Source organism: Photobacterium kasasachensis (assembly GCF_050336885.1).
GTDB classification, from domain to species: Bacteria; Pseudomonadota; Gammaproteobacteria; order Enterobacterales; family Vibrionaceae; genus Photobacterium; species Photobacterium kasasachensis.
Window position 1 is genome coordinate 95193 of the sequence record NZ_JAKJSH010000008.1, and the last position, 22106, is coordinate 117298.

At 50.8% G+C, this 22106-nt stretch carries 22 protein-coding genes; 10 read left to right on the top strand and 12 right to left on the bottom strand.

The window, feature by feature from the left end; translation table 11 throughout:
• Positions 1-218 precede the first annotated feature (218 nt).
• The 5 genes from ribH to L4D19_RS12255 all read left to right on the top strand — a co-directional run bounded on the left by ribH (position 219) and on the right by L4D19_RS12255 (position 4963).
• Positions 219-689 (top strand): 6,7-dimethyl-8-ribityllumazine synthase, encoded by a 471-nt coding sequence (gene ribH / locus L4D19_RS12235; RefSeq protein ID WP_075763709.1) that lies wholly within the window; start codon positions 219-221, stop codon positions 687-689.
• Positions 689-1156: a transcription antitermination factor NusB gene (gene nusB / locus L4D19_RS12240; RefSeq protein WP_428452707.1), complete on the top strand. Its 468-nt coding sequence runs from the start codon at positions 689-691 to the stop codon at positions 1154-1156. Before ribH ends, nusB begins: the two co-directional genes overlap by 1 nt.
• A 64-nt stretch (positions 1157-1220) precedes the next feature.
• Positions 1221-2195, top strand: coding sequence for a thiamine-phosphate kinase (gene thiL, locus L4D19_RS12245; RefSeq protein WP_428452708.1), 975 nt, complete (start codon positions 1221-1223; stop codon positions 2193-2195).
• Positions 2196-2198: 3 nt separating this feature from the next.
• Positions 2199-2684 (top strand): phosphatidylglycerophosphatase A, encoded by a 486-nt coding sequence (gene pgpA, locus L4D19_RS12250; RefSeq protein WP_428452709.1) that lies wholly within the window; start codon positions 2199-2201, stop codon positions 2682-2684.
• Between the two features lie 146 nt (positions 2685-2830).
• Positions 2831-4963, top strand: a complete 2133-nt coding sequence (locus L4D19_RS12255; protein WP_428452710.1) for a hypothetical protein — start codon at positions 2831-2833, stop codon at positions 4961-4963.
• A 50-nt stretch (positions 4964-5013) separates the two neighbouring features.
• Here the strand turns inward: L4D19_RS12255 and dxs are convergent, their stop codons facing one another.
• Genes dxs through xseB form a run of 3 tightly spaced genes read right to left on the bottom strand, consistent with a single transcriptional unit; the run spans position 5014 to position 8036 of the window.
• The gene (dxs, locus tag L4D19_RS12260; protein ID WP_428452711.1) at positions 5014-6873 is read right to left on the bottom strand and encodes a 1-deoxy-D-xylulose-5-phosphate synthase; all 1860 of its coding nucleotides are present in this window, start codon (positions 6871-6873) and stop codon (positions 5014-5016) included.
• A 25-nt stretch (positions 6874-6898) separates the two neighbouring features.
• Entirely contained in the window at positions 6899-7801 is a 903-nt protein-coding gene (gene ispA, locus L4D19_RS12265; protein ID WP_428452712.1) for a (2E,6E)-farnesyl diphosphate synthase, read from the bottom strand.
• Positions 7794-8036, bottom strand: coding sequence for an exodeoxyribonuclease VII small subunit (xseB, locus tag L4D19_RS12270; protein ID WP_428452713.1), 243 nt, complete (start codon positions 8034-8036; stop codon positions 7794-7796). The genes ispA and xseB overlap by 8 nt, the downstream gene beginning before the upstream one ends.
• A 212-nt stretch (positions 8037-8248) precedes the next feature.
• Here xseB and pomA point away from each other — a divergent pair, with 212 nt between their 5' ends.
• The 3 genes from pomA (at position 8249) to thiI (ending at position 11548) form a co-directional block, all read left to right on the top strand.
• Positions 8249-9010, top strand: coding sequence for a flagellar motor protein PomA (pomA, locus tag L4D19_RS12275; protein ID WP_160654512.1), 762 nt, complete (start codon positions 8249-8251; stop codon positions 9008-9010).
• Positions 9011-9021: 11 nt separating this feature from the next.
• The gene (locus L4D19_RS12280; protein WP_160654514.1) at positions 9022-9939 is read left to right on the top strand and encodes a flagellar motor protein MotB; all 918 of its coding nucleotides are present in this window, start codon (positions 9022-9024) and stop codon (positions 9937-9939) included.
• A 160-nt stretch (positions 9940-10099) separates the two neighbouring features.
• Positions 10100-11548, top strand: coding sequence for a tRNA uracil 4-sulfurtransferase ThiI (thiI, locus tag L4D19_RS12285; RefSeq protein WP_428452714.1), 1449 nt, complete (start codon positions 10100-10102; stop codon positions 11546-11548).
• Between the two features lie 153 nt (positions 11549-11701).
• Here thiI and yajL read toward each other — a convergent pair whose 3' ends face one another.
• The 9 genes from yajL to L4D19_RS12330 form a co-directional block, all read right to left on the bottom strand.
• Positions 11702-12322, bottom strand: a complete 621-nt coding sequence (gene yajL, locus L4D19_RS12290; RefSeq protein ID WP_428452715.1) for a protein deglycase YajL — start codon at positions 12320-12322, stop codon at positions 11702-11704.
• On the bottom strand, positions 12312-13217 hold the full coding sequence (panE, locus tag L4D19_RS12295) for a 2-dehydropantoate 2-reductase (protein ID WP_428452716.1): 906 nt from the start codon (positions 13215-13217) through the stop codon (positions 12312-12314). Before panE ends, yajL begins: the two co-directional genes overlap by 11 nt.
• A 183-nt stretch (positions 13218-13400) precedes the next feature.
• On the bottom strand, positions 13401-14240 hold the full coding sequence (locus L4D19_RS12300) for a nucleoside-specific channel-forming Tsx family protein (RefSeq protein WP_428452717.1): 840 nt from the start codon (positions 14238-14240) through the stop codon (positions 13401-13403).
• 362 nt (positions 14241-14602) lie between these two features.
• On the bottom strand, positions 14603-15415 hold the full coding sequence (locus L4D19_RS12305; RefSeq protein ID WP_428452718.1) for a nucleoside-specific channel-forming Tsx family protein: 813 nt from the start codon (positions 15413-15415) through the stop codon (positions 14603-14605).
• Between the two features lie 360 nt (positions 15416-15775).
• Entirely contained in the window at positions 15776-17158 is a 1383-nt protein-coding gene (locus L4D19_RS12310) for an AmpG family muropeptide MFS transporter (protein WP_428452719.1), read from the bottom strand.
• Positions 17159-17355: 197 nt separating this feature from the next.
• Positions 17356-17718 (bottom strand): hypothetical protein, encoded by a 363-nt coding sequence (locus L4D19_RS12315; protein ID WP_075763738.1) that lies wholly within the window; start codon positions 17716-17718, stop codon positions 17356-17358.
• A 42-nt stretch (positions 17719-17760) separates the two neighbouring features.
• Positions 17761-18312: a peptidylprolyl isomerase gene (locus L4D19_RS12320; protein ID WP_075763740.1), complete on the bottom strand. Its 552-nt coding sequence runs from the start codon at positions 18310-18312 to the stop codon at positions 17761-17763.
• Positions 18312-18881 carry a YajG family lipoprotein gene (locus tag L4D19_RS12325; protein WP_075763742.1) on the bottom strand — a complete coding sequence of 190 codons (570 nt, stop codon included), beginning with the start codon at positions 18879-18881 and terminating at the stop codon, positions 18312-18314. The genes L4D19_RS12320 and L4D19_RS12325 overlap by 1 nt, the downstream gene beginning before the upstream one ends.
• Positions 18882-18945: 64 nt before the next feature.
• The gene (locus tag L4D19_RS12330; protein ID WP_428452720.1) at positions 18946-20070 is read right to left on the bottom strand and encodes a methyltransferase; all 1125 of its coding nucleotides are present in this window, start codon (positions 20068-20070) and stop codon (positions 18946-18948) included.
• A gap of 197 nt (positions 20071-20267) precedes the next feature.
• Between L4D19_RS12330 and bolA the strand changes: the two genes are divergently transcribed.
• Both bolA and L4D19_RS12340 read left to right on the top strand, forming a co-directional pair.
• On the top strand, positions 20268-20585 hold the full coding sequence (gene bolA / locus L4D19_RS12335; RefSeq protein WP_160654543.1) for a transcriptional regulator BolA: 318 nt from the start codon (positions 20268-20270) through the stop codon (positions 20583-20585).
• A 256-nt stretch (positions 20586-20841) separates the two neighbouring features.
• Entirely contained in the window at positions 20842-21927 is a 1086-nt protein-coding gene (locus tag L4D19_RS12340; protein WP_428452721.1) for a TRAP transporter substrate-binding protein, read from the top strand.
• Positions 21928-22106 lie beyond the last annotated feature (179 nt).

Here is a 22106-nt window from a genome sequence, read left to right on the forward strand (position 1 = left end):
CCAGTATCGACTGGCCTGTTTTTTCTTTCTCCTGTTGCAGCTTAGCTGCAGGACAGGAGGTTATTTTGATAATACCGGCGAGAAATACGCGCTTATCACCTGCTATGACCGATTATTTATTCACCCTGAGCCGGTGAGATGTCAATTGGTATAACTTTTAAAGTGTGATAGACTCCCGCGGTTTCTCAAACCGGAAAGACATAGTCACAGGAAGGCCCATGAAGGTAATTGAAGGCGCCATCGCGGCACCAAACGCAAAAGTTGCTATCGTAATCGCACGCTTCAACAGCTTTATCAACGAAAGCCTGCTTTCAGGTGCGTTGGACGCACTGAAACGTCAAGGTCAGGTAAGCGATGACAATATCACTGTTGTTCGTTGCCCTGGTGCATACGAGCTTCCACTGGTTGCTCAGCAGGTTGCCAAGAGCGATCGTTACGATGCTATCGTGGCGCTAGGCTCTGTGATCCGTGGCGGTACGCCACACTTTGATTATGTTGCCGGTGAGTGTAATAAAGGTCTGGCGCAGATCGCTCTTGAGTTCAATACTCCGGTAGCGTTCGGTGTTCTGACTGTAGATTCAATCGAACAAGCCATTGAGCGTGCCGGTACCAAGGCTGGTAATAAAGGGGCAGAGGCTGCACTAAGCGCGCTTGAAATGGTTAATGTCCTGTCCCAAATCGAATCCTAATGGGGGTTACTGTGAAACCAGCCGCACGTCGAAATGCACGTCACTTTGCTATCCAAGCTATTTATTCTTGGCAGATCACTAAGGGCAATGTTGCCGATATCGAGCAACACTTCCTTTCTGGCGATAAATTTGAAGAAGAAGAGCACCAGGCTGACGCGCCTGAGCTGGCAGCACCGCATACTGACGTTGCTTACTTCCGTGACCTGTTAACAGGTGTGGTTCTGAACCATCAGGAATTGGACAGCAAAATGCGTCCGTACCTGTCTCGTCCGCTACAGGATCTGGATCAGATGGAGCTTGCGTTGCTGCGTCTTGCTATGTACGAGATGACCAAGCGTGATGATGTACCATACAAAGTGGTGATCAACGAAGCTATCGAACTGGCCAAGGCCTTCGGTGCGGAAGACAGCCACAAGTTTGTAAACGGTGTGCTGGATAAAGCGGCACCGACACTTCGCAAGAAGTAATCGAATACGATTCTAGAGGGCCAGCTTAGCTGGCCTTTTTTCTGTCTTTAATTTGAAAAACAGTATGGCTAGCAACGAATTTGACCTTATTGCTCGGTATTTTGAGCACCAGAATGTAAACCGCCGTGATGTCGCCTTGTCCATCGGTGATGATTGTGCCCTGCTGGAGGTGCCGGACGGCAGCCAGCTTGCCGTCAGCACCGACTCGCTGGTAGCAGGTACTCACTTTTTGGCCGATGCTGATCCGGCGCTGGTAGCCCATAAGGCCTTGGCCTCGAACCTGAGTGACCTGGCAGCCATGGGGGCAACGCCAGCCTGGGTGTCACTGGCATTGACCATGCCTGCCCCGGATGAAAGTTGGCTGCGCCAGTTTTGCCAGGGCTTTTTTGCATTGGCTGACTATTACAATGTTCAGTTGGTGGGTGGCGATACTACCAAAGGGCCACTGAGTATTACGATTACCGTGCATGGCTTTGTTCCCAAGGGGAAAGCACTCACTCGCAGTGGGGCGAAGTCAGGTGACTGGGTCTATGTTACCGGTAATTTGGGGGATAGCGCCGCCGGGCTTGCCTTGCTGCTTGGTGAGAAGACGGTGAGTGATCCGCAGCTACAAAAAACCTTGCTTGATCGCCACTACAAGGCGCAACCCCGGATTTTGGCCGGGCAGGCACTGCGCGGGATAGCATCGGCAGCCTTGGATGTTTCCGACGGCTTGATTTCTGATCTCGGCCACATTCTGAAGCGCTCCGGGCTGGCAGCCAGTATTGAGGTTGATAAACTGCCGCTGTCACCGGAGCTGTGTTTGTTTGAGTCTGACAGGGACAAGGCTCTGCAGCTGGCGCTGGGCAGTGGTGAAGAATACGAGCTCTGCTTTACGGTTCCCGAGCAGAACCGTGGAGCAATCGATACGACTCTGGCACACTGTGGCGTCAAGGCGACCTGTATCGGTCAGTTGCGCCCGGGCCGGGGGATCACGCTGATCAGAGCTGATCAGCCGCTTGACTGGCAGTTGCATGGCTATGATCATTTTGCGGAGTAGTAAGTGGGAAATCCTAAAGAGAATATCAACCTGACAAACCCTTGGCATTTGCTGGCAACGGGGTTCGGTAGTGGCTTGTCACCAATCATACCGGGGACCATGGGCACTGTAGCGGCCATCCCTTTTTATCTATTGATGGTTAAGCTCCCTTTTGCGGCTTATCTGGTTATCACGGTTGTCGCGGCGCTGGTCGGCATTATTATTTGTCAGAAAACTTCAAATGATATGGGGGTTCACGACCATGGCAGTATCGTCTGGGATGAGTTTGTCGGTTTCTGGATCACCATGGCGGTAGCCCCGGTTGCGAGCTGGGAATGGGTACTGACAGGTTTTGTTCTGTTCCGTTTCTTTGACATGGTCAAACCGTGGCCGATCAGCTGGTTGGATAAACATGTCCATGGCGGCCTGGGAATCATGGTAGATGATATCCTGGCTGGCTTTATGGCAATGATTGCCCTGTGGGGTGTGGGTTACTGGATGGGATGGTAGAAAAAGCCTGCAGCTTGCTGATAAACGGAAATGATGAGCCGCGCAATAGCGCGGCTTTTTTATAGATAAACCGGCTTTAAATCAACCTGCTAAAAATTGTTCGTCTAGGCTTTATTAAGGTTTTCAGAACAATTAAGTGGTGAGCTATGCCGTGGCGCGGGTTGGGGTTAGTTGCAGGGTTATTGTTGGCCTATCAGGCTAATGCGCAGGTTTATCCCTCGACAGGGGCGGCCTGGGTGTTGCCGGGAAGCTGGGATGAGCCGTTGGCTACATCGTTCTTCAACACGGCGCAGGACGTGAAGGACTGGGAGGCAAGCCATGCGGATATTATTTTTGGCGGCATGCAGGATGTTGATGTTAACCGCCAGACCATTGCGATGGGGTATATCTATAGCCAGAAGCTGGACTGTCGGCCGGGAAAACAGTCGGCATGGTTAAGTAAACAGGCTGCACTGGCCGGGATTGATATGGAAGACGGTTTCATGCATTTCTCCGAAGATACCCTGTTAGCGGCTGATAAGCCGAGCTCCGGCTTGGATTATCTGCTCAAAGGTCAGCCCTATCACTTGCTGCTGGTTCGTAATAATCAGTTCTCTACTGCGCGTTTGCCGCTGACTCTTCAGCCGGGCGACGAGGTGATCCTCTTCTCTTCCTACCCGTTTGATGCCCTTGAGCTTGTTGCTGACGGCTCGCCTTTGCTAAAACGCAACCTGACCGATGAGAAGGGAAATGTGGCTGGCTGGAAAAAGACTAAGGTTGACTGGTCCCTGTCAGGCTCTCAAGGACAAAGCATTCAAGGAGGAGGCTTTCAAGGAGGAAGCACTCAAGGGGAAAAAATACTGACGGGTTATCTTGAGCATAAAGAAACCTGGCACAGTGCATGGCCGTATTACCAGCAACGTAAACTCAACAGCGGAAATATTGGCTTGGATAACGGCCTAAAAACATGGATGGTTAAGCTCGCCTGGCCGGATGAGACTAGGCTCAGTGAGTTACGTATTAAGCCTTGGCTGCAGCTCGATGCCAAGCAATTGCGGATCCCCGGCTGGGACAGTGCCAATGATCAGGACGGTGACGGGTATGTGAGCGCCACCGAGTTTAATGAACGCCCTAATACCAAGGCCAGTGCCCGTTTCAGGCATCAGGCACGCCTGATACCGGCCAGCAATATGTGGCCGGGTACTTGCTGGTACCGAGTGAGTTTTGCTAATGATGCTTTTAATGAAGTGCATGCCAATTGGTATCGCCATGACTGGCAGCGGCAGGGGCTAAGCGGGGCATACAATGATGATATGGCCAAGTTACTCGACAGCAATCAGTTCAGTGTCCTCGAGGGCGGGCTGCTCAGCGAACTGCCGCTCAAGGCAGGTACGACAGACGCGGCAACAGAGTATGCCAAGCAACTGGCCGATTTTTTGCAGCGGGTGAAAAAGAAAACGCAAACCACCTGGCTGGCTGCAAATATTTCGGAGATCAACCTCTGGCATTATTCGGTATGGCCGGTGCAGCTGCGGGATGTTATCGATCTTTGGTTGCGGGAGCATTATCTCACCCCGGCGATGGGCTTGCAGAGGATGCAGCGTGCCTGGGAGACCTTTGCGTTGGCCAAGGCTGGTGACAAGAGTGTCATCATGGCGTCGGTGAAAGGAGGGCGCAGTGAGCTGGCCCCTTCTTCTGATCTCGCCTGGCAGCGGGATATAGAAACCGGGCTGGCCCAATACTATTTTTTTAACCTGCCCGGCTATACCTTCTTCCATAGTTGGAACCAAACCTATTTTTATGGCAGCAGTAATACGACGTTGCGTAACTGGTACCGGCAAGGGGTACCAAAAAACTGGGTTTATCAGCCGACGGGAATGCTGGAAATTGATATCGGCCGGCCTGTTAATATCCCTAAAGGACACAAGGCCGTGATCTGGGAAAACAAGGGCGATAAGGCAAAAACATCGGCATCGATGATATCGGATATTGCGCTGAAACCGGCAAACTGGTTCTGGCTTTACCGCTCCGGCTGGTTTGGTGACTTTCCCCGGGAAGGCGTGATTGCACGCCGTTACAGCGAAGGCTTGGTTGTTTACCGGGCCGTTAAGGAAAGAAACCAAAAAGGCTTTTTGCTGGCCAAACCCATGCGGATATCCCTTCCGGGAGAGTATCAGCGGATAAATTATGACGGTTCGCTGGGTGAGCCTATGCGCTATATCGAGCTGGGAGGTTACGAGGGGGCGGTACTGAAAAAGGTTCCCTGGCCCAATGTGACGGTGGTCGGGGAGAGCTTCTAAAACCGGAGCCCGGCTGCCAAGAAAGCTACCGGGCCAGGGTTTTATCTTTGTTAGTCGATGTAGGCTTTTATCTGCTTCTCGATGCCCGGACCATCAATGTCGAGCAGGGCATGGAGTTCTGCCTGAGTGCCTTGTTCGATAAAGCGATCCGGCAGGCCGATGTTCAGTACCGGCTTGAGCACTTTCTGCTTCATCAGGAACTCGTTCACACCGCTACCGGCACCACCGGCAATGGCATTCTCCTCAACGGTGACCAAGGTGTCGTGGGTCGCCGCCAGCTCCAGGATCAAAGCTTCGTCAAGAGGCTTGACGAAACGCATATCGGCCACGGTCGCGTTAAGGTTCTCAGCCGCTTCCAGCGCATAGCTCAGGGTGGTTCCGAAGTTGAGGATAGCGATTTTCTCCCCCTGACGGCGAACAATCCCTTTTCCTATCTCCAGAGCTGTCATTTCGCGATTCGGCACGATGCCGGTACCGCTGCCGCGCGGGTAGCGTACCGCACTCGGCCCCTGATGCTGGTGGCCGGTATAGAGCATCTGGCGACATTCGTTTTCGTCACTTGGTGCCATGATCACCATATTGGGGATACAGCGCATGAAGCTCAGATCAAACGAGCCTTGGTGCGTCTGCCCGTCGGCACCGACCAGACCGCCACGGTCAATGGCAAACATCACCGGTAAATCCATGATCGCGATATCGTGGATCAGCTGATCATAGCCGCGCTGCAAGAAGGTCGAATAGATGGCAACAACCGGGTGGTAGCCACCGATAGCCATGCCTGTTGCCAGAGTAACGGCATGTTGCTCGGCAATGGCAACATCAAAGTACTGCTCGGGGAACGTTTTTGAGAACCGAACCATGCCAGAGCCTTCACGCATGGCCGGGGTAATGGCCATTAGCTTGCTGTCCTGCTCGGCCATATCGCACAGCCAGTCGCCAAAGATATTGGAGAATGTCGGCTGGCTCTTGGCTTTCGGAATCGGGTTCTGGGCTAGATCAAACTTAGGTACGGCGTGATAGTTAATTGGATCCGCTTCGGCCGGAGCATAGCCTTTACCTTTCTTGGTCATTATATGAAGGAACTGCGGCCCTTTGAGGTTACGCATGTTCTTCAAGGTATTGACCAGCTCGTCGACGTCATGGCCATCGACAGGGCCGATATAATTAAAGCCCAGCTCCTCGAACATGGTACCGGGAACAACCATGCCTTTAATGTGTTCCTCGGCGCGTTTGACCAGTTCCTTGATCGGCGGCGCACCAGACAACACTTTCTTGCCGCCTTCACGGATGGTGGTATAGAGGCTACCGGATAACAGGCGCGCAAGGTGGTTATTCATTGCACCGACGTTTTCTGAAATCGACATTTCGTTGTCGTTCAGGATCACTAGCATGTCCGAGTGGACATCACCGGCATGGTTCATCGCTTCAAATGCCATTCCGGCGGTGATTGCGCCGTCGCCGATCACGCTGACCACTTTGCGCCCGAGGCCTTCTTTTTCCGCGGCAATCGCCATCCCCAGTCCGGCACTGATCGAAGTCGAGGAGTGGCCGACGGAAAGAACGTCATATTCGCTCTCTTCACGCCACGGGAAGGGGTGGATCCCGTCTTTCTGACGGATCGTCGACATCGCCTCGCGGCGGCCGGTAAGAATTTTGTGTGGGTATGCCTGGTGGCCGACGTCCCAGATGAGGTGATCGAACGGCGTATTGTAGACATAGTGCAGGGCAACCGTCAGCTCGACGGCACCAAGGCCGGAAGCAAAGTGACCGCTGCTTTGGCTTACTGACTTCAGTAAGTAGGTACGTAGCTCGTCGCAGACAGCAGGTAGACTGTCGACTGGTAACAAGCGTAGTTCATCTGGAGTGTTTGCCAGAGCCAGATGAGGGTATTTTGAAATATCCAGTGTCATAACATTTCGGCGCTTTTACTGTTTTTTAGTTATTGCGCTCGATGACGTATCGGGCAAAAACTTCTAATTGGTCTGTATTGTAGGGTATTGCGTCCAATGCTTGTAGCGCTTCTTGATAAAGTTGCTGAGCTTTTTGCTTCGCACCTTCCAATCCGAGTAAGGCCGGGTAGGTACTTTTTTCTAGTTCGAGATCGGAACCTTGCGGTTTGCCCAAGGTTTCTGTGTCGCTGGTAACGTCCAGAATATCGTCCTGAACCTGGAAGGCCAGGCCGATAGCATCCGCATATTGGTTGAGCTGCGGCAGTATCTCGGCACCTTTGTCACCGGCGGCAAGCGCCCCGAGGCGAATCGCACAGCGGATCAATGCGCCGGTTTTATGCTTGTGAATGGTTTCCAGCTCCTGCAGCGTGACATCCTGTCCCTCTGCCGCCAGATCCAGTGCCTGTCCCATGCACATACCGGCCGCGCCAGATGCCTGTGCCAGCTCCCTGACCATCTGGATGCGGTATGTTTCCCCGTCTTCGCTCAAGGGACCGGTTGCCAGAATTTCAAAAGCCAGCGTCTGCAGCGAGTCGCCCGCCAGAATAGCTGTCGCCTCGTTAAAGGCAATATGGCAGGTCGGCTGACCACGGCGCAAATCATCGTTGTCCATTGCCGGCAGATCGTCATGAATTAACGAATACGCATGAATGCATTCCACTGCCGCCGCTGGAGTATCTAGATTAGCACAATCGGCACCAAGCATCTGGCCTGTTACATAGGTCAGGAAAGGGCGAGCACGTTTGCCACCCAGCAACGTACCGTGCTTCATGGCCTCAATGAGAGGCTGTTCAGCGTACGGCTGCGCCGAGATCCATTGTGCCAGTTGCTGGTTATTACGCTGCTGGTAATACTGCAGAGACTGTGACAGGGAAGTGTTTTTATTCATTATTGGCATCAAATTCAGTCAGGGGGGCTTCATCATCTGCCTGAAGCAGAATCTCTACTCGCTGCTCGGCCTGAGTCAGTTTTTGCTGGCTGCTACGGGCAAGCGCAATGCCACGCTCAAATTTCTTCAGCGCATCTTCGAGCGCAATGTCACCGGATTCCAGCTCATTTACGATGCTGTCCAGTTCGTCCAGTGCGGCTTCAAACGCCATATTTTCAGGTTTTTTAGCTGCCATAAAGGGTTCACTATGATTTAAGTGCAGGAAAAATAACGTAGAGAGTTTACAGCGTCAAATTATGTCACAGGATTCTGTGTCGCCAACAGTTATTTTCGAGTTTTGCTGTCAAGAAAGCTAAATCAAAATTCAATGGTGCCGATATAGTCTGAGTTGGTTAGAATAGCCACAGAAATCATTTTGGCTACGTGTCGCAAGTTGGAGAATTACCGGTGGATTTGGCTACCCTCATAGGTTTAATCGGGTCATTTGCCTTCGTTATCATGGCGATGGTACTGGGCGGTAGTATCAGTATGTTCATTGATACGCAGTCGATTTTGATCGTTTTTTGTGGCTCGATGTTTGTTGCACTGATGCAATACAGTATCGGGCAGTTTTTCGGCGCTGCGAAAATTGCCGCCAAGGCCTTTATGTTCAAGACGGACAACCCTGAAGACTTAATTGCCAAAGTTGTCGAGATGGCCGATGCGGCCCGTAAGGGCGGTTTTCTTGCGCTGGAAGAAATGGAAGTGGAAAACTCTTTCTTGCGCAAAGGCATCGATTTGCTGGTTGACGGTCATGATGCCGACGTGGTCCGGGCAACCTTGCAAAAAGATATCGCCCTGACCAACGAGCGTCATGAGCTGGGGGCGGGTATTTTCAAGGCCCTCGGCGATGTGGCACCGGCGATGGGAATGATCGGTACGCTGATCGGTCTGGTTGCGATGCTGTCCAACATGGATGATCCCAAGTCGATTGGCCCGGCGATGGCCGTTGCCCTTTTGACCACGCTCTACGGTGCGGTTCTGGCGAACATGGTGATGCTGCCGATTGCCGCCAAGCTTGAGCTGCGCAAGGATGAAGAAAAGCTGAACCGTCGTCTTATCCTCGACGGGGTGTTGGCTATTCAGGACGGCCAGAACCCGCGGGTGATTGATGGCTACCTGAAAAACTATCTGAACGAGAAGAAACGTAGCATCGACGGCGACGAGTAACAGGAGGGACGATGGAAGAAGAATGCAAATGTCCCCCCCCGGGGCTACCGGCCTGGATGGGTACCTTCGCCGACTTGATGTCACTGCTGATGTGTTTCTTTGTACTTCTGCTGTCCTTCTCGGAGATGGACGTACTGAAGTTTAAGCAAATTGCCGGTTCGATGAAGTTTGCTTTCGGTGTTCAGAATATGCTGGAAGTGAAAGATATTCCGAAAGGGACCAGCGTGATTGCCCAGGAGTTTCGTCCCGGGCGTCCGGAGCCGACGCCGATTGAAGTTATCATGCAGCAGACGATAGACATGACCCAGCGTTCGCTGGATTTTCATGAGGGCGAGTCCGACAGGGCAGGTGGTACCCAGCGTGACGCCGGCAAGATGACGGGCGGGCAGAGTGCTGACTTGTCGACCGAGCAGAAGCAGAACAGTGATTCTGAACTGTCGGAATCACAGGAGCAGCTGATGGAGATTCTGCAGAAGGCGCTTGACCGTGAGATCCAGGACGGGGCGGTTGAAGTGGAAAGTTTCGGCCAGCAGGTCGTTATCCGGATCAAGGAGAAGGGATCGTTCCCTGCCGGCTCTGCTTTCTTGCAGCCCAAATTTAGGCCGCTGGTGAGGCAGGTTGCCGATTTGGTCAAGGATGTACCCGGTGTGATCCGTGTCTCTGGTCATACCGATAACCAGAAACTGGATTCGGAGCTCTACCGTTCAAACTGGGACTTGTCGGCACAGCGCGCCGTGTCGGTTGCCCAGGAGATGGAAAAAGTGGATGGTTTTGAACACAAGCGTCTGCGGGTGGTCGGGTTGGCCGATACGGCGCCGCTGAACAACAACAAGACCGAGGCGCAACGCAAAGAAAACCGCCGGGTTGAGATTTCTATCATGCAGGGCGAACCCTATTATTCGGATGAAGTGCCTAGCGGCGAAAATTAAGCCTACACTAAACCTAATAATGGAATGATATACAGGGAAGGGAGCTCACCCTGTATATCCTTGTTTCAGCAACAGCCTGCTTGCTGTATAATCCGCGCCTTTGATCCCTTTAAGGATTAATCCTTTTGGTATTGTTTGGCCCAGTGTAGCGAAGCGTGTTATGAAATTTATCGTTAAACCCCATCCTGAGATTTTTGTAAAGAGTGATTCTGTCCGAAAGCGCTTCACTAAAATCCTGGAAAGCAACATCCGCATTATTGTCCAGCGTTTGTCCGATTCAGTAGCGGTACAAAATCGCCGTAGTCACATCGAAGTGTCATCAAAAGATGACAGCATTCGTGATCAGGTTCTGGCGGTATTAACGCGAACGCCAGGTATTCACCATTCGCTGGAAGTGAAGCAAAGTGACTTCACTGACATGCACGATATCTACGAGCAGACACTAGATCACGTCCGCGACCAAATTGAAGGTAAGACGTTCTGCGTACGCGCCAAGCGAACAGGCAAACATGACTTCACCTCGATTGAACTGGAGCGCTACGTAGGTGGCGGCCTGAATCAGGCGGTGGAATCTGCTTCTGTCAAACTGAAAAATCCTGACGTTACCGTAAAAATCGAAGTTGCTCAGGACAAGCTGAACCAGGTCCTGGCGCGTCATAAGGGGCTGGGTGGTTTTCCTTTGGGAACTCAGGAAGATGTGCTTAGCCTGATTTCCGGTGGTTTTGACTCGGGTGTATCGAGCTATCTGCATATCAAGCGCGGTAGCAAAGTGCACTACTGTTTCTTCAATCTTGGCGGTCCGGCTCATGAAATCGGTGTTAAGCAGGTTTCGCATTTCCTTTGGAATAAATACGGTTCATCAGCCAAAGTTAAATTTATTGCGATTGACTTCGAACCGGTAGTTGCCGAAATTCTGGAAAATGTGGCCGATGGTCAGATGGGTGTCGTACTTAAGCGTATGTTTATGCGCGCTGCCGGGCAGGTTGCCGAACGCATGGGCCTTCAGGCGCTGGTCACTGGTGAAGCACTTGGTCAGGTTTCAAGCCAGACGCTGACCAACTTGCGCCATATCGATAACGTGACTGATACTTTGATTCTGCGTCCGCTAATAAACTGGGACAAAGAAGATATTATTAATGTCGCGCGTGATATTGGTACTGAAGATTTCGCCAAGACCATGCCTGAATTCTGCGGTGTCATCTCCAAGAGCCCGACAGTGAAAGCTGTAAAAGAAAAGCTGGAAATTGAAGAGGCGAAATTTGATTTTGCAGTGCTTGATCGTGTGGTTCAAGAAGCCCGTGTGATTGATATTCGTGACATCGCAAAAGAAAGCCAGGAGCAGGCGCCGGAGATTGAGCTAGTTGATCAGATCGACAATGGTGCCATTGTCCTCGATATCCGCAGCCCGGACGAAGAAGATGAAAACCCGCTGGAAATTGAAAATGTCGAGGTTAAGCATCTGCCGTTCTATAAACTGGCAACACAGTTTGGCGATCTGCCGCAGGACAACACCTATCTGCTGTACTGTGACCGTGGTGTGATGAGTCGCCTTCAGGCACTGTACCTGAAAGAGAACGGCTTTGATAACGTTAAGGTCTATCGTCCTTAAGAACAGATCCTAGTTTCTAGAGACGAGATCCTAGAAAACGAGAGCTTTGGCTCTCGTTTTTTGTTGTTGGGACCTGTGAACCCGCTCCCTGCCTCCCCCTTAAAAAGTGGGAGGAGCATTCTTTAAGGGTAGGGTCAGGGGAGTTGAAACAGCTTATGCCCTTGGCAGCACGTCGTAGTGCATGTTCGGCCATACCACCATTGGCTTGGCTACTTCTGCTGCCTTCTCCTTGCCTGCCAGACGGACGACAATTTCCAGGGCGAACTCCTGCGAGGTGCCCGGCCCCTGGCTGGTCAGCAGGTTGCCGTTGACATCAAAGACGACACGCTTGGTACGGCGGCGATCTTCAGGGATCTGCTCCATGAAGGCCGGGTGCGCCGTCATAATAGCCTTCGGATACATTTGATGGTGTTCAAGCACTACGGCCGGCGAGGCACAAATCGCTGCCACCAGTTTGCCGTCATATTTATGCTGGTTGACGAACTCGACCAGTAACGGACTGTCGCGGAAGCACTCTGCACCGCCAAGGCCGCCGGGCAGGACGACACAGTCAAAAGGGTCGTCGGCAATCGACACCAGCGCGACATCAGCCACCAGCTTGATCCCGCGTGAGCCCTCGACGATTAATGCACCGTCAGAGGCTGCGCTGGCTGTGGTGACCTCAAAGCCAGCGCGGATCAGGATATCGATAGTGTTGATCGCTTCCATTTCTTCGGTGCCAGGGGCGATGCAGACCGCCACTTTGATCGGACGTTGCTGAGCGTCATTGGTCATTATAGTGTTGCTCCAGTTGTTTAATTTGTTGCCATAGCCGGGAATTGACCGGAACGGTGATCCGGTGCGCTTTAGCCCGGGCAATCAGATAGCCAGTAATATAGTCGATTTCAGTGGGTCTATGCTGGCAAATATCTTGATTCATAGAAGAAAAGTTCTGGCTGGTGGCCTTAATCACCTTGTCGGCCAGTTGCTTCAGCTCATCGCTGTTTATTGGATAGCCCTCAGCGGTCATAACCTGGGCGACTTCGTGGCAGATATCTGTGAGCTGCTGGCTGTAGTTCTGATTGGCCAGTTCACCGTTACGGCACTGGTGAATCGCTGTCAGTGGGTTGATGGCACAGTTGATAGCCAGTTTTTGCCACAGCGGGTAGGCGATATCATCATGCCACTGGCAGGGGGGCAGGGCATAGTTCAGTTCATCGGCCAGCGCTTTGTGTTCTTTGCCTGTCGTGTTCAGGGCACCTAGCCAGGTTTGCCCGATGCCGGTATGACTGACCTGCTGCTCGTCGGGGCGAAAGGCTGCCTGCGCTGTTGTGGCGTAGAGTAACGGGGTCTCCGGTAACAGTTTACGGGCTATGTCCTGAGTTCCCATCCCGTTGTGCATAATAATGACCGGGGTTTCCGGCTTTAGGTGACGGCGAATGTCCTCGAGAGCCTGTTCAACCTGGAAGGCTTTAACGGTAACAAGAATGCTGTCAGCCTGGGTTAGCAGGGCGGGGTGATTGGCTGGAAAGCTGCAGGACGTTGATTTTTCATTGGGTGCTAACGGGTTTAGCTCTACTGTCAAACTCGGGGCGCTATCTCGGGTCCAGAAATGAACCTCATGCTGCAGTGATAGTTTGCATCCCCATAAACGGCCGACGGCACCGGCACCGACAACGGTTAATTTCACCTGAACCTTCCTTTTTGAGTTTATTTCAATTGGCGCCAGTATTTTAACGTTACTTATACTGAGAGCTATACGAGAAAAGCAGGATAGCATTTTCTGCTGGAGAGGGAGAACAGGTAAAAGAAGGCGCATTCATATTGCTATGGATGCGCCACTGAAAGTCAGAAAAGAGTAGGATTCATAGGGTCAGAATTTGTAGTTGATCGAGAAGTAGTGACCCCAGCCTGTGGTATCGCCGGCAAAACCGCCGTCTTTGAACAGTGCCATATTGTGGTAGTACTTAGCACCATAGCCAAAAGCCCACTGCGGGGTGTGATAGTAAATACCGTTGAACCATTCAACCGCTGTTGTTGTCCGGTTGACATCATCTGATATCTTCGAGGCACCGAATTTATAATCCAGGTACCCCTGATAGGTGATGAAATCGCCGCTGCTGAGGGTATACCAAGGCTTGAACCAGTTGGTGGAAATCATGTATCCATCCCACTCACTTTCGTTGTCTGCCCCGAAGTTTTCGCGGACATAGCGGGCATAGGTATTGAGCCCTATTTTCCCGAACCAGGGAACCTCAACATCCGACCCTATCCCTATATAGTGCTCGAACAGGGCATTATCACCCACATTGGTTACTGTCGATATATAGAGTTCCTGAACTGGCCCGAAGGAAAGATCTTTGCCAGTTAGTGCATCTAATGAGGCTCTTGGTGCAAACTTGAAGAAGAAGTTATCTGCAAAGTCATCGCTGCCTTCAGGTTTGTTTCGGTCCGAGTTGCTGGAGTTAAGCACATCGAAGACATCCAGATACCCGTAGAGATCCAGCCAACCGGAACGGCCGCCAAACTCCATCTCGAAGTAGGTATCATCCTGGAACCCGAAAGGGATGCGGTTGTTGATACTTTGCATCAGGTTAAAAGTGAACCACTTATAGTCATTTTTTCTGATGTCGTCGGAATAGTCGACGGCAAAGCTCGCACCGGAAAGGGCGAGGGCGGAACTGATACTAAGAGCTGCCAGAGTTTTATACATGATGACTTCCCGCTAACCATTTGCCATTGCTTGTTGTTCTTCTCGTCAGTTTGCTTTTCTAGGTATTGCCACAGTCTTGAAAGGCATGACAAGAAGTATGTCGTGAGCGTGTTGTAGGAGTAAAAATATACTTCGCGCTCATACAGCAAAGGCTAGCGCATATTCTCAGCGCTGTGCTTCTGTCTTATTGCTAAGTCGTATTTCTCAGTTGTTGGGAAAAAAGTCGGGAAAAATATGGAAGAAAATGAACTAGAAAGCGGGGATGTCTCGTAAGTAATTTCAATCTTACTTTCGAGATATATTCGTGGCAAATAACAAAAAGGCGCCAAAGGCGCCTTTCATCTAGCTAAGTACAAATTAACTTAGAACTTGTAGGTAACAGAGATGTAGTGACCAACACCTGAAGAGTCAGCAACTGGTCCCCATGGTAGAGTTTCGCCATCTTCGAAACCGTATACGTTGTTGTATAGTTTCAGGCCGTAACCCACTGCGTAGCGATCAGAGTGCCAGTATAGACCGTTGAACATTGCTGCACCTGTGCTTGACTGGTGAGCTGCGTCATCGTCTAGACCGAATTCGAAATCGATGTAACCCTGGTAAGACAGGAAGCTGCCGTTATCGAAGAAGTGGAATGGTTTGAACCAGTTAGTGGCTAGGTGGTAGCCGTTCCATTCATGGTCGTTACCGCGGTAAGAAGCCATCAAGTTCAGGCCGATTTTACCTAGCCATGGAACCATTACATCAGAACCCAGACCAACTTTCTGGTTGTTTACACCAGAGTTGCCACCCCACTCAATAAGCGTAGCAAGGTAAAGTTCCTGAACAGGACCGAAAGACAGGTCTTTGCCAGTTACTGCATCCAGAGATACACGAGGGGCAAACTTCATGAAGATTTTTTCTTGGTTATGCTTGTCGCTATCTTTGTCGCTGGTCAGGTTGAATACATCAACGTAGCCGTACAAGTCAAAGATGCCAGAGCGGCCGCCGAATTCCATTTCCAGGTAGTCGTGAGATGACTCTTTACCTGCACCTTTCTCATCAAAAGCGTACATTAGGTTGAACTGAGACCAGCTGTAGTCGTTTTTGTGGATATCGTCAGAATAGTCTGCAGCATTAACTGCGGCAGGTAGAGCTGTTGCAGCTAGAACGCTAAGTGCTACTAGTGATTTACGCATGGTGAAGCCTCGCTAATTGTGTTTTATCTTTCGGACTTATTTATACGTTGTCCGTATTTATGGCGGTGATTCTATTGCTTTATGTCACTCTTGTGAATGTAACGATTGCGCAATCCTTTCCCAAACGTGATCGCGATCCTCTGTAATCGATTACAAAGCAAGGTAATGGTGATCTCGATCGTTATTTTTAGTGCTTTCAATGAAATTTTTCTGAACTAAATGAGAAAGCGCTTATCTAACCGCAGTTTTGAGGGGGTTATCGGCGTGGAAAAGTGAGATGAATGAAGGGCGGAAGTATCCTTCATCAACAGAATACTTCCGGTTAGTGCGATTGTTTAATGATGCTGTGAGATTGGTTGCCTAACCAGCCTCTGAACTGGTCTGCGAGGAGGAGCTTGAGGTCTTGTCTACGGCATAGATCAGCACTAAAACGGGCAGGCCGATCAGTGCAGTTGTAAGGAAGAAAATGTTATATCCGAAAGTGTCGACATAAAGGCCTGAAAACCCAGCAATAAACTTAGGGAATAAAAGCATAATTGAGCTAAATAATGCATATTGCGTTGCTGAAAAGGCGATATTGGTCAGACTCGACATATAGGTAATGAAGGCTGCGGTAGCGATACCCGCACTCAGGTTATCAACCGATATCACCAGCGTCAGCATAGGCAGGCTGTTCCCCATATAGGTAAATACCATAAACAGGATATTGGTACCGGCAGAAAGTACTGCACCCAGTGCAAGAATACGTAATGTTTTGAACTTGCTGACTAAAATTCCACCGAGTCCTGCTCCGAGCAAGGTCATGATCACCCCGTATACCTTAGATACCGAAGCGACTTCCGTTTTGGTAAAGCCCATATCGACATAGAAGGCATTGGCCATCACCCCCATCACAACATCTGAAATCCGGTAGCAGCCAATCAGTACCAGAATAAGCAGGGCGTCACGGCCATAACGGGAGAAGAAGTCCTTGAACGGCATGACTGCAGCGGTATAGAACCAGGCGACGATCCTGGCCAGCTGCGGCATCATACCGTTGTTTGTGAGTTGATGGCGGAATTCTCGCTCTACATTGTCAATTTCCGAGCTGTCGATGTTGGGCTCGTGGATACAAAGTGCCGTGATCAAGCCGACAAGCATGAGCGATGCCATGATGAAGTAGGCCTGCTTCCAGCCGTTGGCATCATAGCCGGTGTCGGAGCCAAGCCAGGCGGCAAAGGCCAGGGCTCCTGCTCCGGCCATGATCATCGCCAACCGGTAGCCCGTCATATAGGCAGCAGCAAGGGCAGCCTGGAGCCGTTCCGTGGCCAATTCGATACGGTAGGCATCTATGACGATATCCTGAGAGGCCGATGAAAAGGCAACAATGACGGCAAATACAGCCAACTGTACCAAATCGACCTGCGGGTTACTAAAGGCCATACCGCATAGCGAGGCGATGATTAAGAGCTGGGAAAAGACCATCCAGCCGCGGCGACGGCCTAATAGCCGTGAGAGTACAGGAACGGGAAAACGGTCAATCAGGGGAGACCAGATCCACTTAAAGCCATAGGCCAAAGCGACCCAGCTAAAAAAGCCGATATCGGTTCGACTAACTTCTGCTTCCCGGAGCCAGAATGACAAGGTGCCGAATACCAGCAACAGAGGCAGGCCGGAAGAAAACCCTAGTGCCAGCATGATCAGTACTTTCTTTTCGAAATAGACGCGCCAGCCTAGTTTGTTTTCCTTGATAGGTTGTTCCATTACTTCCCCTAAATCATCGCAATGTTGCCGCTTTTCCTCGATTATAAATCTAAGCTACTGGGAACTTCAGTAAAATGACAGTAAAAAATTGTGGGGTGAAATCCCAGAGTCAGGGAGAGGCGGGAAGAGTTGGTTCTTGTTCCCTCCCTTTTTGAAGGGGAGGGCTAGGGTGGGGTTCTGCGGAATTCTGTTCCTTTTTACGGCCTAATTCCTTGCATTTTTTTCTGGTGTTCGCCTAGACCGAGCAAAAACTGGGCTGTGGTTGTGACTTTAAACTGAATAAAGTTATTGCCGAGTAGCTCGTGTTCTTCGAGTGATTCAAGCAGATGGAGCAGGTACCAATAAGCCGATTCATAACTGTCGGCTGGCGTTCCCGATGCGACCGAGAGCTTCCACCAATCACGCAGATGTTCAGAACAGGTTTTACTCATGGAGTCGTAGCTGACGTCGCCACTCAGTGTACCTAAGGCGCTTAGTGCCAAGGCGGGGGCGTAGTCAGCGATATGCTGATTGACCAATTCAGAAGATACATCTGGCCGGGATGAGATCAGTGTTAGCATAGCAGTCACCTGGTCGTAGGCTAACGGCCAGGTGACGTTAGCCTACTCTTTGATAATAGTAATAGCTTTAATAACTATAGGCTGCTGCGGGACATCTTTCATACCCATAGATCGGATAGTTGTAGTAGGAATTTCAGCCATTTTTTCAATAACTGAGAAGCCCTTCACAACTTTTCCAAATACGGCATAACCAGGACGGCTGCCCTGAGCGTCCAAAAACGAGTTGTTCTGATAGTTGATATAGAACTGGCGAGTTGCCGAGTCAGGATCTTGAGTGCGTGCCATTGCAATGGTTGCACGGGCATTGCTCAGACCGTTGGTTGACTCGTTCTTGATTGGTGGATAAGTTGGCCGGCGCTGTAAATCTTTGTCAAAGCCACCGCCCTGGGCCATAAAGCCCGGGATCACGCGGTGAAAAATGGTACCGACGTAGCTACCGTCTTCGACGTAGCGCAGAAAGTTCTGACTCGAGAGCGGGGCCTTTTTCTCATCCAGCTGAATGGTGAGTTCGCCGAGGTTCGTCGTCATCAGTACCTGCGTGGCACTGACAGGCAACGCAAAGCTCAGTAGCAGAGCGACAAGGTAGCGACGCATTACAGGTTCTCCTGCATGTAGTTGTTCAGTTCAGGGTCTGAATGGATGTCTTTTAATACTGCCGTGATCAGGCTGTTCATTGCTTCTTCCATATCTCCCATTGACGCGCTCATCGCACCGTTACGCTCGGACTTGCCGGAGTAGCGCTTGACGAACTTGCCGGTCGGGGACTCGATAACCAGCTGAAGCTGAAGTTTGCTGTTAAGCTCGTGGCTCATCATGCTGTGCTTGACGTTGATCATTGCCTCAAGGATATCCAAACGCATGGTTCCCTGACTATCTTGCGTAATGGCGTAACCTTGTGATCTCAGCTGGCGGGACAGGGCTTGTTCTAGCGTGACGCGTAAGTTTTGTGTCGCGTGCAGAGGCTGAACGTTCTGGCGGCCACTATCGACAACGGCTATGAACTGAGCCGTTCTCAGGTCGCGGCTTTCCAGACTCAGAGACTTACCCTGAGCGTTAGCCTGGGTACTAACAACTGGCGTCGGCGCAATGGTTAGCTGTGGTTCAGATGGTGCCGTACAGGCAGTAAGTGCCAAGACAGTGGCGGCAACAAAGAGCTTCTTCATATTTATTTCTATCCTTAACAAAAGCTGTTGTGAGCAGACAACGGCTCAATAGTAAAACATTGGGTTATTTTCCTGAACGGTAAACCACAAACTTATTATTCTGGGCGACGACCGACACATTACCAAATAAGCGTCTGAGTTTCCCATCGTAGCCCAGGTGGCGGTTACCAATGACAATTAACTGGCCTTTTGCTCTGAGAACTTGCTTTGAGTCACAAAACATTTGCCAGGCAATATGATCGGTGATGGCGGTTTGCTGGTGGAACGGTGGGTTGCACAGAATGAGATCGGCACTGTCGTGTTCAAGCCCATCCAGGCAGTTGGCCACTTTGGCTGTCAGCTGATCCGGCGTGTGCAGGTTAAGCTTGGCGTTGGCCTGGCATGAGGCGACAGCCATATAGCTTTCGTCGACACAGGTGACGGATGCTTGGGGATTCAGCCGAGCGGCTTTAAGGCCGATAACACCGTTGCCGCAACCTAAATCGATAATGTCGCGATAGTTGTCGTTCTGCGGGATATGTTCCAGCAGCAGGCGGGCACCGATATCCAGGCTGTCGCTAGAGAAGACATTGGCATGGTTGGTGATTGTCAGCTCATGCTCAGGAACTTCCCATTGCTGTGGGACCGGAAGCGGCTTCGCCAGCACCAGGTTAGGCTGGCAGAAAATCAGGCGGGCTTTTTTAACCGCCAGGGATGTTTTGGTTTCACCCAGGTGTTTTTCAAACAGCTTCAGCGTCGAGGTATGGATGTCCTTGGCCTTTGCGGCACCGATGACAGTACAGTCTTCTGGTAACAGGTTACAAAGCTGCTGCAGCTGCCAGGTAAGCAGGCGATTGTTTTTTGGCAGCTTAATTAACACCAACTGCGGGTTATCCGGTAGCTCGGCCAGGCAGTCGACAATATTGACATGCGGTAGCTGGTTGGCATTGAGGTTGGCGAGGCAGCCTTGCCGGGCGATAAACGAGTCGGTGACGCTGGTTACGCGGCCTTTTTGAGTGAACCAGCAGCTTAGCGCCCCGAAACTGTCATTCATGATGAGAATTGGTCGCTGAGGATCCAGGGTCATCTCCTGGGTATGGTTGATGAGATATTCATCCGCGGCATCCCATGCTTGCAGGGTTTCGTTTTTTCGTACAGGGTAGCGCTTGAGTGTCAGCGTACGCTCGTGCAGGGTTAGCTCTGGTTTCATTACCGGTTACTTTAGGGTATGTTTACAGTTAATTGAGTTGTCCATTTTCGCAGAACATGCCTGCGCTGCAAACTAAAACCCGGCTTTTGGGGCTGATTAATTACGGTCAGTTACCTGACTGGCGGATATTAAAGTAAAAGCGGCTAGTTGTTTCGTGGCGGTTTAGTGGCTATTGCATGGCGATAAAGGTGAGAGTAATGATCCAGGAACGTATAGAAGAAAAACTGCAGCAAGCTTTTGAGCCTTTACATCTTGAAGTGGTTAACGAGAGCAATATGCACAATGTCCCGCCAGGATCGGAAAGCCATTTTAAAGTGGTTGTCGTGAGCAAGCAGTTTGACGGTGTTCGCCTGCTTGGTCGTCACCGCGCGATCAATACGGCGCTTGCCGAAGAATTGGCCAACAGTATCCATGCACTGGCCATACACACCTACACCGAGAGTGAATGGCAGAGCCTGGTTGACGGCGCGCCTGCGTCACCGGCTTGCGGAGGCGGGTCAAAACTGGGTGACTGAGTGACCTGATTAGCGCCGAACTGATTGATAAACCGCACTTTGCTGCGGTTTTTTTAGTCATAAACTTTGAATCTGCAGGCATCATTATCTTGAATATTCGCGTATTATTGCATTTACCTTCATAGGACATGCGGAGCCTGCCTCTCGGTGCTTGCCGAGATAGGAAGCTGTCAGCGATGGTGAGCTGACTATACTGTTAAGAACTTGAACCTCTGTGACTTTTGCAGCGGCCGTTCAGATAGTAGAAGGGAATTCAATGATACAACGTAGTCGTAAGATCGTAATCGGATTAGTGCTTGCTATGGGGTTGGTTGCTTGTGGCGAGCAGGGCAGCGACAAAAAAAACCAACAGGTCAAGACCGTGGAATGGAAACTGGTTACCTCGTGGCCAAAAGGTTTCCCGGGCCTGGGGTTGGCTCCAGAGCGGTTTGCCGACAAGGTCAATGCGCTCAGTGATGGTCGTCTGGTCATAAAGGTTTACGGTGCCGGTGAACTGGTTCCCAGTTTCGAGGTGTTCAATGCGGTGTCAAAAGGAACTGCCCAGATGGGGCATTCAGCAGCCTTCTACTGGCAGGAAAAAATTCCCGCGGCATCTTTTTTTTCTGCGACTCCTTTTGGTATGACGGCTCAGGAGATGAATGCCTGGCTGCACTATGGCGGCGGTCTTGAGCTTTGGCAGGAACTTTATGAGCCCTATGGTGTTATTCCTATGGCCGGAGGGAATACCGGAGCTCAGATGGGAGGTTGGTTTAATAAAGAAATCAACACCCTCGCTGATCTTAAAGGATTGAAGATGCGCCTGCCCGGGTTTGCCGCGGATGTGCTGAAACGGGCGGGTGGTATCCCGGTAAGCTTGCCCGGCGGCGAGTTGTTTACGGCGCTTGAGACCGGTGCGATAGATGCTACCGAATGGGTTGGTCCCTATAATGATCTAGCATTTGGTTTACATAATGCTGCTAGGTACTACTATTATCCGGGGTGGCAAGAGCCGAGTACGACACTGGAGTTCTTGGTTAATAAAAATGCATATCAAGCCTTACCGGATGATTTAAAACAGATTGTTGTAGTGGCTGCGCGCGCCATCAATCAAGATATGCTTGATGAGTATATGGTGAAGAACGTGCAGGCGCTGGATGTGCTGGTCAATGAGCACGGCGTTGAGATCAGGCTGTTTCCCGAAGAGGTACTGGCTGAGCTGAAATCGTTGACACGGCAATTGATGAATGAAAAGAGTGCCAGTGATCCGGACGTTGGGCGGATCTATTCGTCATATAGCCAGTTTCTTACGGATATCCGTCAATATGGTCGGGTGTCAGATAATGCTGATGTGAATATTGATTAACAAAATATGACAAAAAACAAACAACTCAAATGGGGCTTTGTTGCCCCATTATTGTGACTGTTTCATCGGCATTGATTTTTTGTTAACGACGTATTTCAAGTGAGAATGTTTTGATAAATCAGCTTACTTCTCACATTTGTGCGTTGGCTCAAACTTATAACCGAATACCCCTATTGCGT

Excerpts from the sequence above, each read along its gene's own strand:
- yajL (WP_428452715.1), bottom strand. The coding sequence starts at position 12,322 with ATGACCAATGACGCTCAGCAACGTCCGATCAAAGTGGCGGTCTGCATC.
- L4D19_RS12330 (WP_428452720.1), bottom strand. The coding sequence starts at position 20,070 with ATGAAACCAGAGCTAACCCTGCACGAGCGTACGCTGACACTCAAGCGC.
- L4D19_RS12325 (WP_075763742.1), bottom strand. The coding sequence starts at position 18,881 with ATGAAGAAGCTCTTTGTTGCCGCCACTGTCTTGGCACTTACTGCCTGT.
- L4D19_RS12300 (WP_428452717.1), bottom strand. The coding sequence starts at position 14,240 with ATGTATAAAACTCTGGCAGCTCTTAGTATCAGTTCCGCCCTCGCCCTT.
- ispA (WP_428452712.1), bottom strand. The coding sequence starts at position 7,801 with ATGAATAAAAACACTTCCCTGTCACAGTCTCTGCAGTATTACCAGCAG.
- dxs (WP_428452711.1), bottom strand. The coding sequence starts at position 6,873 with ATGACACTGGATATTTCAAAATACCCTCATCTGGCTCTGGCAAACACT.
- L4D19_RS12315 (WP_075763738.1), bottom strand. The coding sequence starts at position 17,718 with ATGCTAACACTGATCTCATCCCGGCCAGATGTATCTTCTGAATTGGTC.
- xseB (WP_428452713.1), bottom strand. The coding sequence starts at position 8,036 with ATGGCAGCTAAAAAACCTGAAAATATGGCGTTTGAAGCCGCACTGGAC.
- L4D19_RS12255 (WP_428452710.1), top strand. The coding sequence starts at position 2,831 with ATGCCGTGGCGCGGGTTGGGGTTAGTTGCAGGGTTATTGTTGGCCTAT.
- nusB (WP_428452707.1), top strand. The coding sequence starts at position 689 with ATGGGGGTTACTGTGAAACCAGCCGCACGTCGAAATGCACGTCACTTT.
- L4D19_RS12320 (WP_075763740.1), bottom strand. The coding sequence starts at position 18,312 with ATGCGTCGCTACCTTGTCGCTCTGCTACTGAGCTTTGCGTTGCCTGTC.
- L4D19_RS12305 (WP_428452718.1), bottom strand. The coding sequence starts at position 15,415 with ATGCGTAAATCACTAGTAGCACTTAGCGTTCTAGCTGCAACAGCTCTA.
- bolA (WP_160654543.1), top strand. The coding sequence starts at position 20,268 with ATGATCCAGGAACGTATAGAAGAAAAACTGCAGCAAGCTTTTGAGCCT.
- L4D19_RS12340 (WP_428452721.1), top strand. The coding sequence starts at position 20,842 with ATGATACAACGTAGTCGTAAGATCGTAATCGGATTAGTGCTTGCTATG.
- L4D19_RS12310 (WP_428452719.1), bottom strand. The coding sequence starts at position 17,158 with ATGGAACAACCTATCAAGGAAAACAAACTAGGCTGGCGCGTCTATTTC.
- L4D19_RS12280 (WP_160654514.1), top strand. The coding sequence starts at position 9,022 with ATGGAAGAAGAATGCAAATGTCCCCCCCCGGGGCTACCGGCCTGGATG.
- ribH (WP_075763709.1), top strand. The coding sequence starts at position 219 with ATGAAGGTAATTGAAGGCGCCATCGCGGCACCAAACGCAAAAGTTGCT.
- thiL (WP_428452708.1), top strand. The coding sequence starts at position 1,221 with ATGGCTAGCAACGAATTTGACCTTATTGCTCGGTATTTTGAGCACCAG.
- thiI (WP_428452714.1), top strand. The coding sequence starts at position 10,100 with ATGAAATTTATCGTTAAACCCCATCCTGAGATTTTTGTAAAGAGTGAT.